This window comes from Staphylococcus sp. HL28, assembly GCF_021117155.1.
GTDB classification, from domain to species: domain Bacteria; phylum Bacillota; class Bacilli; order Staphylococcales; family Staphylococcaceae; genus Staphylococcus; species Staphylococcus warneri.
Genome location: NZ_CP088218.1, coordinates 835,748 through 851,520 on the forward strand (window position 1 = coordinate 835,748; position 15,773 = coordinate 851,520).

At 33.8% G+C, this 15,773-nt stretch carries 20 protein-coding genes; 19 read left to right on the top strand and 1 reads right to left on the bottom strand.

Annotation, left to right across the window (positions count from 1 at the left end; all coding sequences use genetic code 11):
* Positions 1-75 precede the first annotated feature (75 nt).
* The 18 genes from LPC11_RS03990 (at position 76) to fabZ (ending at position 14,470) form a co-directional block, all read left to right on the top strand.
* Complete coding sequence (locus tag LPC11_RS03990; RefSeq protein WP_023373341.1) at positions 76-1,119, top strand: L-threonylcarbamoyladenylate synthase; 1,044 nt, start codon at positions 76-78, stop codon at positions 1,117-1,119.
* Positions 1,116-1,556 carry a low molecular weight protein arginine phosphatase gene (locus tag LPC11_RS03995; RefSeq protein ID WP_023373339.1) on the top strand — a complete coding sequence of 147 codons (441 nt, stop codon included), beginning with the start codon at positions 1,116-1,118 and terminating at the stop codon, positions 1,554-1,556. Before LPC11_RS03990 ends, LPC11_RS03995 begins: the two co-directional genes overlap by 4 nt.
* 92 nt (positions 1,557-1,648) lie before the next feature.
* Positions 1,649-2,173, top strand: a complete 525-nt coding sequence (locus tag LPC11_RS04000) for a TIGR01440 family protein (protein ID WP_023373337.1) — start codon at positions 1,649-1,651, stop codon at positions 2,171-2,173.
* Positions 2,174-2,195: 22 nt separating this feature from the next.
* Complete coding sequence (gene glyA, locus LPC11_RS04005) at positions 2,196-3,434, top strand: serine hydroxymethyltransferase (protein ID WP_002466747.1); 1,239 nt, start codon at positions 2,196-2,198, stop codon at positions 3,432-3,434.
* Between the two features lie 37 nt (positions 3,435-3,471).
* Complete coding sequence (gene upp, locus LPC11_RS04010; protein WP_023373335.1) at positions 3,472-4,101, top strand: uracil phosphoribosyltransferase; 630 nt, start codon at positions 3,472-3,474, stop codon at positions 4,099-4,101.
* Between the two features lie 40 nt (positions 4,102-4,141).
* Positions 4,142-5,263 (top strand): non-hydrolyzing UDP-N-acetylglucosamine 2-epimerase, encoded by a 1,122-nt coding sequence (gene wecB / locus LPC11_RS04015; RefSeq protein WP_041614026.1) that lies wholly within the window; start codon positions 4,142-4,144, stop codon positions 5,261-5,263.
* Between the two features lie 161 nt (positions 5,264-5,424).
* Entirely contained in the window at positions 5,425-5,775 is a 351-nt protein-coding gene (locus LPC11_RS04020; RefSeq protein WP_002451659.1) for an ATP synthase subunit I, read from the top strand.
* 25 nt (positions 5,776-5,800) lie between these two features.
* Entirely contained in the window at positions 5,801-6,529 is a 729-nt protein-coding gene (atpB, locus tag LPC11_RS04025; protein ID WP_002466772.1) for a F0F1 ATP synthase subunit A, read from the top strand.
* 40 nt (positions 6,530-6,569) lie between these two features.
* Positions 6,570-6,782 carry a F0F1 ATP synthase subunit C gene (gene atpE, locus LPC11_RS04030; RefSeq protein ID WP_001048816.1) on the top strand — a complete coding sequence of 71 codons (213 nt, stop codon included), beginning with the start codon at positions 6,570-6,572 and terminating at the stop codon, positions 6,780-6,782.
* Positions 6,783-6,877: 95 nt separating this feature from the next.
* Positions 6,878-7,399, top strand: a complete 522-nt coding sequence (locus tag LPC11_RS04035) for a F0F1 ATP synthase subunit B (RefSeq protein WP_107566466.1) — start codon at positions 6,878-6,880, stop codon at positions 7,397-7,399.
* Complete coding sequence (locus tag LPC11_RS04040) at positions 7,399-7,938, top strand: F0F1 ATP synthase subunit delta (RefSeq protein WP_023373329.1); 540 nt, start codon at positions 7,399-7,401, stop codon at positions 7,936-7,938. The genes LPC11_RS04035 and LPC11_RS04040 overlap by 1 nt, the downstream gene beginning before the upstream one ends.
* A 22-nt stretch (positions 7,939-7,960) precedes the next feature.
* Positions 7,961-9,469, top strand: a complete 1,509-nt coding sequence (gene atpA / locus LPC11_RS04045) for a F0F1 ATP synthase subunit alpha (protein WP_002466761.1) — start codon at positions 7,961-7,963, stop codon at positions 9,467-9,469.
* 30 nt (positions 9,470-9,499) lie between these two features.
* Positions 9,500-10,366, top strand: a complete 867-nt coding sequence (atpG, locus tag LPC11_RS04050) for an ATP synthase F1 subunit gamma (RefSeq protein ID WP_041613626.1) — start codon at positions 9,500-9,502, stop codon at positions 10,364-10,366.
* A gap of 21 nt (positions 10,367-10,387) precedes the next feature.
* On the top strand, positions 10,388-11,800 hold the full coding sequence (gene atpD / locus LPC11_RS04055) for a F0F1 ATP synthase subunit beta (RefSeq protein ID WP_002451653.1): 1,413 nt from the start codon (positions 10,388-10,390) through the stop codon (positions 11,798-11,800).
* Positions 11,801-11,819: 19 nt separating this feature from the next.
* Positions 11,820-12,224, top strand: a complete 405-nt coding sequence (locus LPC11_RS04060; RefSeq protein ID WP_002451652.1) for a F0F1 ATP synthase subunit epsilon — start codon at positions 11,820-11,822, stop codon at positions 12,222-12,224.
* Between the two features lie 151 nt (positions 12,225-12,375).
* Positions 12,376-12,609, top strand: coding sequence for a DUF1146 family protein (locus LPC11_RS04065; RefSeq protein ID WP_023373322.1), 234 nt, complete (start codon positions 12,376-12,378; stop codon positions 12,607-12,609).
* A 111-nt stretch (positions 12,610-12,720) separates the two neighbouring features.
* On the top strand, positions 12,721-13,986 hold the full coding sequence (gene murA, locus LPC11_RS04070; RefSeq protein ID WP_023373320.1) for a UDP-N-acetylglucosamine 1-carboxyvinyltransferase: 1,266 nt from the start codon (positions 12,721-12,723) through the stop codon (positions 13,984-13,986).
* Positions 13,987-14,029: 43 nt separating this feature from the next.
* Positions 14,030-14,470, top strand: coding sequence for a 3-hydroxyacyl-ACP dehydratase FabZ (gene fabZ, locus LPC11_RS04075; RefSeq protein WP_002451649.1), 441 nt, complete (start codon positions 14,030-14,032; stop codon positions 14,468-14,470).
* 45 nt (positions 14,471-14,515) lie between these two features.
* Here fabZ and LPC11_RS04080 read toward each other — a convergent pair whose 3' ends face one another.
* Positions 14,516-14,956 carry a YwpF-like family protein gene (locus LPC11_RS04080; RefSeq protein ID WP_023373318.1) on the bottom strand — a complete coding sequence of 147 codons (441 nt, stop codon included), beginning with the start codon at positions 14,954-14,956 and terminating at the stop codon, positions 14,516-14,518.
* 186 nt (positions 14,957-15,142) lie between these two features.
* On the opposite strand from LPC11_RS04080, the gene LPC11_RS04085 reads away from it, so the two are divergent.
* Positions 15,143-15,526, top strand: coding sequence for a single-stranded DNA-binding protein (locus LPC11_RS04085; protein ID WP_023373316.1), 384 nt, complete (start codon positions 15,143-15,145; stop codon positions 15,524-15,526).
* Positions 15,527-15,773 lie beyond the last annotated feature (247 nt).

Here is a 15,773-nt window from a genome sequence, read left to right on the forward strand (position 1 = left end):
TTCAATTGAATATTGAAAGATGAAAAGCTATCCCACCTTTTTTGTTAAGTAAAGAAAGTGAGGTGGAAATGAAAAGTGGAAACAAAAATTTGGGATTTAAGAAAGTACAGTAATGATATTCATCAAAGTCCAGACGTTCAGGAAATTAAAGACACAGTATTAAACGGTGGTTTAGTTGCATTACCAACTGAAACAGTCTATGGATTAGGTGCAGACGCTACTAATCAAGAAGCGGTTAGTCACATATACGAAGCAAAAGGCAGACCTTCTGATAATCCTTTAATTGTTCATATTCATGATATGTCTCAGATGAATGATTTTATCGATGAAGTAGAACCCAAAGTACAACGGTTAATGGAGGCATTTTGGCCAGGACCGATTTCATTCATATTACCTCTAAAGTCAGGGTACCTATGTCAAAAAGTAACTGGTGGTTTGAATTCGATTGCAGTGCGAATGCCAAGTCACTCCATTGGCAGACACGTATTACAACAGATTGATAAACCAATTGCGGCACCAAGTGCAAATATTAGTGGTAGACCGTCTCCAACAACATTTGAACATGTATACCAAGATATGAATGGTAGAATTGACGGAATTATTAATGGTGATCAGAGTGAAGAAGGTTTGGAAAGTACAGTATTGGATTGTACACAATACCCTTTTAGAATAGCACGTCCAGGTTCAATAACTAAGATGATGCTTGAAAACGTAATTCCTGATTGCATTGAATCATCAAATTATAATGAAGCTTCTCAACCTATTGCACCAGGGATGAAATATAAGCATTATTCACCAGATACCCCTGTAACCATTTTAGAAGAATTAAATGAAAAGATTCTAGATAACATTAAATGGGAGCAGGTAGCGTTCATTGTGCCTGAAAGTTTGTCACATTTTCTACCTAAAGAAGCGACATATATTAAATTATGTGATGATGAAGCAGATATCAAACAGGCTAATCATTTACTATATAGCATTTTGCATGAAATCGATCAACGTGTAGATATCACTCAAGCATATATTTATGGATTTGATGAAAGTGATCAATCTGAAGCGATAATGAATCGTATGTTGAAAGCTGCTGGAAATAAAATTGTGAAAGAGGCGTCATTATGAAAGTGATTTTTGTTTGTACAGGAAATACGTGTCGAAGTCCAATGGCGGAAAGTATAGCTAAGTCTTTATTTAATAATGAAAATATAACAATTGAATCCAGAGGTATATTTGCTTTAGATCAGCAACCAGTTTCAAAATTGTCAGAAGAAATCATACAAGAACAAGAATTGCCATTACCATCATTAACACAGTCTTTTTCTGAAAAGGATATCGAAGCAAATCTTATTTTAACCATGTCACAATCACATAAAGAAATTTTGAAATCGCAATATGGTACAACTTTAAATATATTTACTTTAAGTGAATTTGTAGGTGACACATCCGAAGTTAATGATCCATATGGTGGGGATAAACAGATTTATTTGAAAACTTATAAACAAATTTATGACTTAATTAGTAAAATTAATCCAAAAGATCTGCAAGAGAATTATATATAATTAGTATATGTTACGCTTTAAATACGTTATAATAAGGGAGTATAGCAAGTTTGCTATGTTCCTTTTTTATATTTTAAGGGGGTGGGTTTTAAATGCAAGATTTTTCAATGTTGTTAGAAGAATTAAAAGCGATGTCATTTTTTAATGAAGGTGAAATATGTTTGATTGGTTGTTCAACTTCTGAAGTGTTAGGTAAACGTATAGGTTCAGTTGGATCAATGGAAATCGCTGAGTCGATATTTAAAGATTTAAATGAAATGAAATTACAAACAGGTGTTTCATTTGCATTTCAGGGATGTGAACATATCAATAGAGCAATCACCATTGAAAGATCCGATTTTAATCCACTGACAATGGAAGAAGTTACTGTTGTTCCAGATGTTCATGCAGGTGGCAGTTTAGCAACTTATGCATATCAACATATGGAAGACCCAATCGTTGTTGAACATATCACCGTGCCTAAAGGTATAGATATAGGTCAAACATTAATAGGTATGCATATTCAACATGTTTGTGTACCGGTTAGAACAAGTGTAAAGCAAGTTGGGGAAGCAATCGTTACCATTGCGACATCTAGACCTAAGAAAATTGGTGGCGAACGTGCAAAGTATAATTAATTAGTTGAAAGAAGGGGTTTATATGTCTTACATCGAAAAGCAAGATAAAGTAATTTTTGAAGCCATTGAGCAAGAGTTTAATCGACAAAATAATAATATTGAGTTAATTGCATCAGAAAACTTTGTTTCTGAAGCTGTTATGGAAGCACAAGGTTCAGTATTAACAAATAAATATGCTGAGGGCTATCCAGGACGTCGTTATTATGGTGGTTGTGAGTTTGTAGATGTAACTGAATCAGTAGCCATTGATCGTGCCAAAGCATTATTTGGTGCTGAGCATGTAAATGTGCAGCCACATTCAGGATCTCAAGCAAATATGGCTGTATATTTAGTAGCGTTAGACTATGGTGATACAGTTTTAGGTATGAATTTAAGTCATGGTGGCCATTTAACTCATGGATCTCCAGTAAACTTTAGTGGTAAATCATATCATTTTGTTGAATATGGCGTAGATAAAGATACAGAACTTATTAATTATGATGAAGTACGTAAGTTAGCCATCGAACATAAACCTAAATTAATCGTTGCAGGGGCATCTGCTTATTCTCGACAAATTGATTTTAAAAAATTCAAAGAAATCGCTGATGAAGTAGGCGCTAAATTAATGGTTGATATGGCACACATTGCAGGGTTAGTAGCAGCAGGCTTACATCAAAATCCTGTCGAATATGCTGACTTTGTTACGACAACAACACATAAAACGCTACGTGGACCTCGTGGTGGAATGATTCTTTGTAAAGAAGAATACAAAAAAGCAATTGATAAAACAATGTTCCCAGGAATCCAAGGCGGACCACTTGAGCATGTGATTGCTGCAAAAGCAGTTGCTTTCGGTGAAGCGTTACACAATGATTTCAAGGTATATCAAAATCAAGTAATCAAAAATGCAAAAGCATTGGCAGAAGCATTATCTAAAGAAGGTTTTAGAATTGTATCAGGTGGTACTGATAATCACCTTATAGCTGTTGATGTTAAAGGGTCTGTGAATATCACTGGTAAAGTAGCAGAAGAAACACTTGATAAAGTTGGTATCACTTGTAATAAAAATACTATTCCATTTGATCAAGAGAAACCTTTTGTGACAAGTGGTATTAGATTAGGAACACCAGCAGCCACTACACGTGGTTTTGATGAAACAGCATTTGAAGAGGTTGCAAAAATCATTAGCTTAGCATTAAAAAATCATGAAGATGAAACTAAGTTAAATGAAGCAAAATCACGTGTTTTAGCCTTAACTGAAAAATATCCTTTATATCAATAATGTTAAAGGATTTATAGAATATTGGAGGAAATGAAAAATGAGTAAAGTACATGTATTTGATCATCCATTAATACAACACAAATTAAGTTATATTCGTGACGCTCATACTGGCACTAAAGAGTTTAGAGAACTTGTTGATGAAGTTGGTATGCTTATGGCTTACGAAGTAACAAGAGATTTAGAGTTACAAGATGTTGAAATTGAAACACCTGTAACTAAAATGACAGCTAAACGTTTAGCTGGTAAAAAATTAGCTATTGTACCTATTTTAAGAGCTGGATTAGGTATGACAGAAGGTATTTTAAGTTTAGTACCGGCAGCTAGAGTAGGACATATTGGACTTTATAGAGATCCTGATACACTTGAAGCAGTAGAATACTTCTCTAAAATGCCTCAAGATATTGATGAGCGTGAAATTATTGTTGTTGATCCTATGTTAGCAACAGGAGCTTCTGCGATTGAGGCTATCACGTCATTAAAAAATAAAGGTGCCAAAAATATTCGCTTTATGTGCTTAATTGCAGCGCCAGAAGGTGTAGAAAAAATGAAAGAAGCACATGATGATGTTGATATTTATATTGCTGCTCTAGATGAGAAACTTAATGATAAAGCTTATATCACACCAGGATTAGGTGACGCAGGAGATAGATTATTCGGTACTAAATAGATAATGAAAACGGAGATAGATACGTTTGAAGAAAAAAATTATGACAATCTTTGGGACTAGACCGGAAGCTATCAAGATGGCGCCACTAGTCAAAGCAATAGAAAATGATAACCAATTAGAAGTATGTGTAGTCGTTACAGCGCAACATAGAGAAATGTTAGATTCTGTATTAAACACATTTGATATACAACCTGATTATGACTTAAATATCATGAAAGAAGATCAAACACTTTCAGAAATTACATCTAAAGCTATGATGGAATTAGAGTTAATAATCAAACGTATTAACCCTGATATGGTATTAGTTCATGGAGATACAGCAACTACATTTTCAGGAAGTTTAGCTGCATTTTATAATCAAGTACCGATTGGCCATGTAGAAGCAGGCTTGAGAAGTTATGACAAATATTCTCCTTATCCTGAGGAAATGAATAGACAAATGGTGGGTGTACTATCTGATATTCATTTTGCACCTACCTCAAATGCCCAAAAGCATTTGTTAGATGAAGGTAAGAAAAAATCATCAGTTGTAGTGACTGGTAATACAGCAATTGATGCGTTGAATTATACAGTTAATGAGAATTATCAATCTAAGATACTTGAAAGGCATAAAAACAAGAAAATTTTGTTACTAACTGCTCATCGTAGAGAGAACCTTGGAGAGCCAATGGAAAATATTTTCAAAGCTGTGCGAAAGCTTGTTGACGAAGATGAAGCATTAGTTGTTGTATATCCAGTTCATATGAATCCTAGAGTTAGAGATATTGCTCAACAAATTTTAGGAGATCATCAAAGAATAGAACTCATTGAACCATTAGATGTGTTAGATTTTCATAATTTTGCTAAACAAGCATATATAATTCTTACAGATTCTGGCGGTATTCAAGAAGAGGCACCTTCATTACACAAACCGGTATTAGTATTAAGAGATAATACTGAGCGACCTGAAGGCGTTGATGCGGGCACTTTAAAAGTAGTTGGCACATCATTAGATAATGTTTATAAAGAAACTAAACGTTTATTAGAAGATCAACAAGCCTACCAACGTATGTGTAATGCTAAAAATCCATATGGAGATGGTAAATCTTCAGAAAGAATAGTGAATCATATTAAGTATTATTTTGATTTAATAAACGAAAAACCAAAAGATTTCAATCAATAAAAAATGTATTCCGTTTAAATGTGGCTAATTTGTGACAATTTTGCCTTAAAATTTAACAACAATTTGAATAGAATTGACACCGTTGTGGCCACTATATTATCATTTAGATTGTATGAGTGGAACGGTTTACATGATTGTATAAGACACTCGGAGGCAAACAAATGGGTCGTTTCTACATCATTTTCAAACAATATATACAATATTATCTTTATTTATTGATATTATTAGGTATATTGTATCTCTTTTCACCCCATCCATTTTTACTTGGATTGATTATTGGTACATGTGGATCTTTAATCAATACATACATCTTTGAGAGTTATTTATTCCACGCACAGAAAGCAGATACTAATCATATATCTACAGGCAACATGTGGAGATATTTAGTTGCTATAGTTGTGTGTTCAATTTGGTTTTTCTTTAAAGATCACATCAATATCATTGGGGTGTTAATAGGGCTAATGATTTCTTATATTGTAATCATATGTCGCCCTCTACTTAATAGGGAGTAAAATTCAATACGAAAGAGGTGAGAATATGGATCATAAACATCCGATAGTAAGTTGGGATGTTTTCGGCTTTGACCTTGTGTTTAACATGGCAAGTGTAATGATGGTGCTAATTACTGCAGTTATCGTTTTTCTATTAGCTATTATTTGCACACGTAATCTGAAGAAGCGACCAACTGGCAAACAAAACTTCATTGAATGGATTTTTGACTTTGTTAGAGGAATCATTGAAGGTAATATGGCATGGAAAAAAGGTGGACATTTTCACTTCTTAGCAGTGACTTTGATTTTATACATCTTTATTGCAAACATGCTAGGTTTACCATTCTCAATTGTAACTAAAGACCACTATTTATGGTGGAAATCACCAACAGCTGATGCAACAGTTACATTGACATTGTCTACTACAGTAATTCTTTTAACACATTTTTATGGTATCAAAATGCGTGGTACGAAGAATTATTTTAAAGGATACGTTCAACCGTTTTGGCCACTTGCAATTATAAACGTCTTTGAAGAATTCACTTCAACCTTAACACTTGGACTACGTTTATATGGTAATATCTTTGCAGGTGAGTTATTACTTAGCCTATTAGCTGGACTAGTAACGAATCAACCAGCTTGGGGTTGGATTATTGGTATCCCAGGGTTAATTGTTTGGCAAGGATTCTCAATCTTTGTAGGTTCAATCCAAGCATATATCTTCATTATGCTTTCAATGGTTTACATGTCACATAAAGTGGCAGATGGACACTAAATTTTAAAAATTATATACAATCTTAGGAGGAAAATTTATTATGAATTTAATCGCAGCGGCAATCGCAATTGGTTTATCAGCATTAGGTGCAGGTATCGGTAACGGTCTTATCGTATCTAGAACAGTAGAAGGTGTAGCACGTCAACCAGAAGCTCGTGGTCAATTAATGGGTATTATGTTCATTGGTGTTGGTTTAGTTGAGGCTTTACCTATCATCGGTGTTGTAATTGCATTCATGACATTTGCTGGATAAGACATTTATTTAAGGCGAAGTCTATCAGACTCTCGCCGTTCGTTTTATTTTTTATTGCTTAATGATTATTTTGACGAAAGGAGTGTCATGATCCCGTGACTGCAACAGCTAATATGTTCGTTATTGGTGCAGCTTCAGGCGTTGAGTGGGGTACTGTACTTGTACAAATCGTTACATTTATTGTCCTATTAGCGTTATTGAAAAAGTTTGCTTGGGGTCCATTAAAAGAAGTAATGGACAAACGTGAACGTGATATTAACAAAGATATCGACGATGCTGAACAAGCTAAATTAAATGCACAAAAACTTGAAGAAGAAAATAAACAGACACTTAAAGAAACTCAAGATGAAGTTCAAAGAATTCTAGAAGATGCGAAAGTTCAAGCTCGAAAACAACATGAAGAAATCATTCATGAAGCTAATGTAAGAGCTAACGGCATGATTGAAACAGCTCAAAGTGAAATTAATAGTCAAAAAGAACGTGCAATTGCAGATATAAATAATCAAGTATCAGAACTATCTGTACTTATTGCTTCTAAAGTTCTTAGAAAAGAAATTTCAGAGCAAGATCAAAAAGAATTAGTTGAAAAGTATCTAAAAGAGGCAGGCGATAAATAATGGCAAAAGTCGCTGATAAATACGCAAAGGCATTATTCGATGTTTCTGCAGATACAAATCAATTAGATAATATTTATGAGGAATTGGAAGTAATTAGTCATTCCTCATTCGATTATATTAAAGACTTAAAAGCTATTGATAGTAATCCCAAATTAACATTACAAAAACGTCAAAGTTTTGTAGAAAATGTTTATGGTGGTGCTAATCAATATATCGTTAATATGTTAAAAGTATTGGCTGAAAATCGTCATATTTCATATATTGAAGATGTATTTAAAGCTTTTCAATCTCAATATAATCAACATAATAATCAAGATTTCGCATTAATAGAATCAACTTATGATTTAAACGATGATGAAATTTCTAAAATCGTTGAACTAGTTAAACAACAAACAAACTTATCTAAAGTAATTGTAAATACTAAAATTAATCAAGACTTAATTGGTGGTTTTAGAGTTAAGGTCGGCACGACTGTTATGGATGGCAGTGTCAAAAATGATCTTGTTCAATTACAACGTAAATTTAAAAGAGCTAACTAATTAATAAAGAGGAGTGACATAGATGGCCATAAAAGCTGAAGAAATCAGTGCATTACTTCGCTCACAAATTGAGAATTATGAGTCAGAAATGTCCGTTACAGATGTTGGTACAGTATTACAAATTGGTGATGGTATCGCATTAATTCACGGACTAAATGACGTTATGGCTGGTGAGCTAGTAGAATTCCAAAACGGCGTGCTTGGTTTAGCACAAAACCTTGAAGAATCTAATGTTGGTGTGGTTATCTTAGGACCATACACTGATATTAGTGAAGGAGACGAAGTTAAACGTACAGGACGTATTATGGAAGTACCAGTAGGTGAAGAACTTATTGGACGTGTAGTAAATCCATTAGGTCAACCAATTGATGGACAAGGTCCAATCAATGCTACTAAAACTAGACCAGTAGAAAAGAAAGCAACTGGTGTTATGGATCGTAAATCAGTTGATGAACCTTTACAAACTGGTATCAAAGCAATTGACGCGTTAGTACCTATTGGTCGTGGTCAACGTGAGTTAATCATTGGTGACCGTCAAACTGGTAAAACAACTATCGCAATTGACACAATTTTAAACCAAAAAACAGAAGATACAATTTGTATCTATGTTGCAATTGGACAAAAGGACTCAACAGTAAGAGCGAACGTTGAAAAATTACGACAAGCTGGCGCTTTAGATTACACAATCGTTGTTTCAGCATCAGCAGCTGAACCAGCTCCATTACTATACATTGCACCATATGCTGGTGTAACTATGGGTGAAGAGTTCATGTTTAATGGTAAGCACGTTTTAATCGTGTATGATGACTTAACTAAACAAGCATCAGCATATCGTGAACTTTCATTATTATTACGTAGACCTCCAGGTCGTGAAGCATATCCAGGTGATGTTTTCTATCTACATAGTAGATTACTTGAAAGAGCAGCTAAATTGAATGATGACTTAGGTGGCGGCTCAATTACTGCGTTACCTATTATTGAAACTCAAGCTGGTGACATTTCAGCTTACGTTCCAACAAACGTTATCTCAATTACTGATGGTCAAATTTTCTTACAATCTGATTTATTCTTCTCAGGTGTAAGACCTGCGATTAACGCTGGACAATCCGTATCACGTGTTGGTGGTTCAGCACAAATTAAAGCTATGAAGAAGGTTGCAGGTACATTAAGACTAGACCTTGCTTCTTATAGAGAATTAGAATCATTTGCTCAATTTGGTTCTGATCTAGATGAATTCACAGCTAGAAAATTAGAGCGTGGTAAACGTACAGTTGAAATCTTAAAACAAGATCAAAACAAACCACTTCCTGTTGAAAATCAAGTATTAATTATCTTTGCATTAACTAAAGGATATTTAGATGATATCCCAGTTGAAGATATTACTCGTTTTGAAGACGAACTAAACCACTGGGCAGCTTCAAATGCAACTGATTTATTATCAGAAATCAGAGAAACTGGTGGCTTACCAGATGCTGATAAATTTGATACTGCAATTACGGAATTCAAAAAAAGTTTTAGTAAATCTGAATAATAAAGAATAGTAATTAAAGGTGGTGAGATAGTGGGTTCTTTAAAAGAAATAGATACACGTATAAAATCAACCAAAAAGATGAAGCAAATTACTAAGGCGATGAACATGGTATCAAGTTCTAAATTACGTAGAGCGGAGAAAAATACTAAACAATTCAAGCCTTATATGGATAAAATGCAAGATGCTATTACAGCTGTAGCTGGATCAAATAAAAATTCTAACCATCCTATGCTTAATGACAGAGATATAAAACGTAGTGGTTATCTTGTTATCACAAGTGATAAAGGTTTAGCTGGTGCGTACAGTGCTAATGTACTAAAAAAATTAGTAACTGACATCAAACAAAAGCATAATGATAGTAGTGAATATAGTATTGTGGTATTAGGTCAACAAGGTGTTGATTTCCTAAAAACGCGTGGTTATGAAATCGAAAGTTCACTAGTTGATTTACCAGACCAACCTTCATTTAAATCTATTCAAGCTCTTGCAAAACATGCAATTGATTTATACAGTGAAGAAAATATTGATGAGTTAAATATTTATTATAGTCATTATGTAAGTGTGTTAGAAAACAAACCTACTACTAAAAAGGTTCTTCCATTATCTCAAGAAGATTCAAGTCAAGGTCATGGTCATATGTCTACATATGAATTTGAACCTGATAAAGAATCTATCTTAAGTGTTATCTTACCGCAATATGTAGAAAGCTTAATATACGGTACGATATTAGACGCTAAAGCAAGTGAACATGCGTCACGTATGACAGCAATGAAAAATGCGTCTGATAATGCTACAGAACTTATTGATGACTTATCATTAGAATATAATAGAGCTAGACAAGCAGCTATCACGCAACAAATCACTGAAATTGTTGGTGGTTCAGCAGCACTTGAATAAAATTAAAAGGAGGAAAATAGCATGGGAATTGGCCGTGTAACTCAAGTTATGGGTCCTGTCATTGATGTTCGTTTTGAACATAACGAAGTCCCTGATATTAATAATGCCCTTATTATTGAAGTTCCAAAAGAAGACGGAACGTTAAACTTAACATTAGAAGTTGCACTACAATTAGGTGATGATGTTGTACGTACAATTGCAATGGATTCAACTGATGGTGTTCAAAGAGGCATGGATGTTAAAGACACAGGTAAAGATATTAGTGTACCTGTTGGCGATGAAACGCTTGGAAGAGTATTTAATGTACTAGGTGAAACAATTGACTTAGAAGAGAAAATTGATGATTCAGTACGTCGTGATCCAATCCATAGACAATCACCAGGTTTCGATGAATTATCTACTGAAGTAGAAATCTTAGAAACAGGTATTAAAGTAGTAGATTTATTAGCACCATACATTAAAGGTGGTAAAGTTGGACTATTCGGTGGTGCCGGAGTAGGTAAAACCGTTTTAATCCAAGAATTAATTAACAATATTGCACAAGAACATGGTGGTATTTCAGTATTCGCGGGTGTAGGTGAACGTACTCGTGAAGGTAATGATTTATACTATGAAATGAGTGATAGTGGTGTAATTAAGAAAACAGCGATGGTATTCGGACAAATGAACGAACCACCTGGCGCACGTATGCGTGTAGCTTTATCTGGTTTAACTATGGCTGAATACTTCCGTGATGAACAAGGACAAGACGTACTTTTATTCATCGATAATATTTTCAGATTTACACAAGCAGGTTCTGAGGTTTCTGCATTACTTGGTCGTATGCCTTCTGCTGTTGGTTATCAACCAACATTAGCAACTGAAATGGGTCAATTACAAGAACGTATTACATCTACAAATAAAGGTTCTGTAACATCTATCCAAGCAGTTTTCGTACCTGCCGATGACTACACTGACCCAGCGCCAGCAACTGCCTTCGCTCACTTAGACTCAACTACAAACTTAGAGCGTAAGTTAACAGAAATGGGTATTTATCCAGCTGTTGATCCATTAGCATCAACTTCAAGAGCTCTAGAACCATCAATTGTTGGTCAAGAACATTATGAAGTTGCTCGTGGCGTTCAATCAACATTACAAAAATACAGAGAATTACAAGATATCATTGCAATTCTTGGTATGGATGAATTATCTGAAGAAGATAGACAAACTGTAGAACGTGCTCGTAGAATTCAATTCTTCTTATCACAAAACTTCCACGTGGCTGAACAGTTCACGGGTCAAAAAGGATCTTATGTTCCTGTTAAAACAACTGTAGCGGACTTTAAAGATATCTTAGAAGGTAAATATGATCATATTCCAGAAGATGCATTCCGCTTAGTAGGTAGCATGCAAGATGTTATTGCGAAAGCTAAAGACATGGGTGTTGAAGTCTAATAATTAGGAGGTATGGATAATGAATACATTAAGCCTAAATATTGTCACTCCTAATGGTTCTGTCTATGAACGAGATGATGTAGAACTAGCTGTTTTACAAACTACAGCTGGCGAAATGGGTGTGATGAATGGACACATTCCAACCGTTTCTGCATTAAAGACTGGCTATGTCAAAGTGAATTTTCATAATGGAAATGAATATATAGCAGTTAGTGATGGGTTTGTAGAAGTTAGACAACATCAACTATCAATTATTGTCCAAACAGCTGAAACTGCTACTGAAATTGATGTTGAAAGAGCTAAATTAGCTAAATCAAGAGCAGAATCGCATTTAGATAATGATGATGATAATAGTGACATTAATAGAGCCAAAAGAGCGTTAGAACGAGCAAATAACCGTTTACGTGTGGCTGAACTTAAATAAATGATAAAAGGCTTGGAAATAAACCAGATGTGGTGTTTCCAAGCCTTTTAATATGCATTTAAATCTTCCATTATTTGCAGTTAATTGTAGTATCATTATTAACTTTTTTCATGTACAATGTTATACAGTAATCAATTCTAAGGAGTTAACTATGGATTATCTTGGACAGTTTGCAATTATACATTTGATACTTCATGTGATATGTATTTGTATAGCTTATTGGGCATTGAATTCAATTCGCCTCGATCAATTTTTTAAAAAAGGTTATGCTACACAAGTTCAAATTTGTATGATATTTGTAGCTATAATGTTGGGAACGAGTGTGAGTAATTTCATAATTGACTTATTACAGTTTTCCACTCAATTAAAATATATAATGAAATAGTGCGTTTTTAGTTTTTTCATATTGAAAAACGGATATAATATAATAATGAATAATCAATTTTATATAGTAGGGAAATGTAAATAACTAGGAGATTTAAGTGGAGGATTTAAGATGGATAAAATAGTAATTAATGGTGGTAACCAATTAAAAGGAGAAGTCAAAGTAGAAGGTGCTAAAAATGCAGTTTTACCTGTATTAACAGCTTCACTATTAGCTTCAAAAGGTACAAGCAAACTAGTTAATGTACCTGCATTAAGTGATGTAGAAACGATTAATAATGTATTATCAACATTAAATGCAGATGTTACATATAAAAAAGATGAAAATGCAGTCGTGGTAGACGCTACAAAAACGTTAAATGAAGAGGCACCATATGAATATGTAAGTAAAATGCGTGCAAGTATTTTAGTTATGGGACCTTTATTAGCACGTTTAGGACATGCAATAGTAGCATTGCCAGGTGGTTGTGCGATTGGAAGTCGTCCTATTGAACAACATATCAAAGGTTTTGAGGCACTAGGAGCTGAAATACATTTAGAAAACGGAAATATATATGCAAATGCAAAAGACGGTTTAAAAGGTGCTTCAATTCATTTAGACTTCCCAAGCGTTGGTGGGACTCAAAACTTAATTATGGCTGCATCATTAGCATCAGGAAAAACAGTATTAGAAAATGCTGCTAAAGAACCTGAAATTGTTGATTTAGCTAATTATATAAATGAAATGGGCGGTAAAATTACAGGTGCTGGAACTGACACTATTACAATCCACGGTGTTGAGTATTTAGCAGGTGTAGAGCATTCAATTATTCCAGATAGAATAGAAGCAGGTACTTTACTTATTGCTGGTGCGATTACACGAGGAGATATATTTGTTCGTGGTGCAATCAAAGAACATATGTCTAGCCTAGTTTATAAACTAGAAGAAATGGGCGTTAAATTAGATTATCAAGAAGATGGTATCCGTGTTTCTGCTGAGGGAGATTTAAAACCTGTAGATGTAAAAACATTACCACACCCTGGTTTCCCTACAGATATGCAATCTCAAATGATGGCATTATTATTAACAGCCAATGGTCATAAAGTTATTACAGAAACAGTATTTGAAAATAGATTTATGCATGTTGCAGAATTCCGTAGAATGAATGCAAATATCGATGTTGAAGGCAGAAGCGCTAAAATCGAAGGTAAGAGTGATTTACAAGGCGCGCAAGTAAAAGCAACAGATTTAAGAGCTGCAGCAGCACTTATTTTAGCTGGTTTAGTTGCTGAAGGTACAACTCAAGTTACCGAATTAAAACATTTAGATAGAGGTTATGTAGATTTACATGGTAAATTAAAATCTTTAGGTGCTAATATCGAACGTATTAATGATTAATTTAAAGCATTAACTTTTGTTCAAACATGGAGGGTTAAACATCATGGAAACAATTTTCGATTATAATCAAATCAAACAAATCATACCACATAGACAACCATTTTTACTGATTGATAGAGTTGTAGAATACGAAGAAGGTAAACGTTGTGTGGGATTAAAACAAGTTTCGGGCAACGAACCATTCTTCCAAGGGCATTTTCCAGATTATGCTGTAATGCCTGGTGTATTAATTACAGAAGCGTTGGCGCAAACAGGTGCAGTAGCTATGTTAAATAGTGAAGAAAATAAAGGTAAAATTGCGCTTTTTGCAGGTATAGATAAATGTCGTTTTAAAAGACAGGTAACACCTGGTGATACACTTATGTTAGAAGTAGAAATTACAAAAATTAAAGGACCAATTGGAAAAGGAACTGCTAAAGCAACAGTAGATGGTCAATTAGCATGTAGTTGTGAATTAACCTTTGCAATTCAAGATGCTAAGTAAAACAAAACCTACGCTCATTGTAAATATGAGTGTAGGTTTTTGAATTTATCTTTCGAATTTTTCATCTTTAAGTTTAGGTTTAGATTGCATCATGCGATTAAATGTTTTCTTGAGTTCTTCACCAGTTAGTCCATCATCTACTAATTCCTCTAATAAGCTTTCCGCGTAAACCTGTCTAAGAGTATAAATATGGCATTCGAATACTATAGACATTGTTTTTTCAAACTGAGTTACACTTTTTACAGTGGCATCAAATAACGCAGGGTCATTGGCAGGTCTTGTAATTACCACACGTATATCTAATAATTGATCATTATCCATATAATCTTTAAATGTGTGATAGTGTTCATTAGAAATGACAATTTCTAAAAGCCATCCTGTCCCACTACCTTCTTTATTAATAATAACGCCATCTTCTAATTCATATTCAGTAACGCCGCCATTCTCGCTTACAATTTGAAAACGAACAGCTTTAAATGTCTTCATTAAGTCCACATCCCATTTATTTATATATTTACAAAAAGTGATTTATTCCTAATCAACTGATTTAAATATTGATTATTTTCTTTAAATATATCAAAAATGAAGGGTGAATAGCTATATATTTCGAAAAATTAGCATTTTGACGGTATTAAAAGATGTGATTATTATATTATTAAGAGGAGGTGACACATGTTAAATAAAATAGTTTTAGTTGGCAGACTTACAAAGGATGCCCAAATTTTTGAAAAGGAGGAAGGTAGTAAGATAGCAACATTTTGTGTTGCTACGGAAAGAAATTATAAAGATCAGAACAATGAAGTCGCATGCGATTACCTATATTGTAAAGCCTTTGGTAAAACAGCTATGAATATTGAAAAGTATACATCACAAGGTTCTTTAGTAGGTATTACAGGTCAAATGCGATCTCGTAAATACGAAAAAGATAATCAGACACATTTTGTAACTGAAGTTTATGTAGAAACAATTAAATTTATGTCCTCTAAGACAAAAGAATCCAATATCCTCTCTAACGAATTAAATGAAGCACAAAATGAATGCTTTCATATAGGTTAGATAGCCATTAATTATTCAATAACTCCCAATTATTTATACTTTTATCCTATCTTAATATAAATTATCATCTTTCAATTATACTCAAGCGACCTTTTTAAAAATTAATAAAATAAAAAGGTCGTTTTTGTAACCATATTTTACTTAAAAATGGGCACTTTTACGTCAGAATTATCTGATAGATTTCATTTGTATTACATACATATCACAAGTATATAACCTTTATAAACTGTCATGGCAGTTTTTTAAA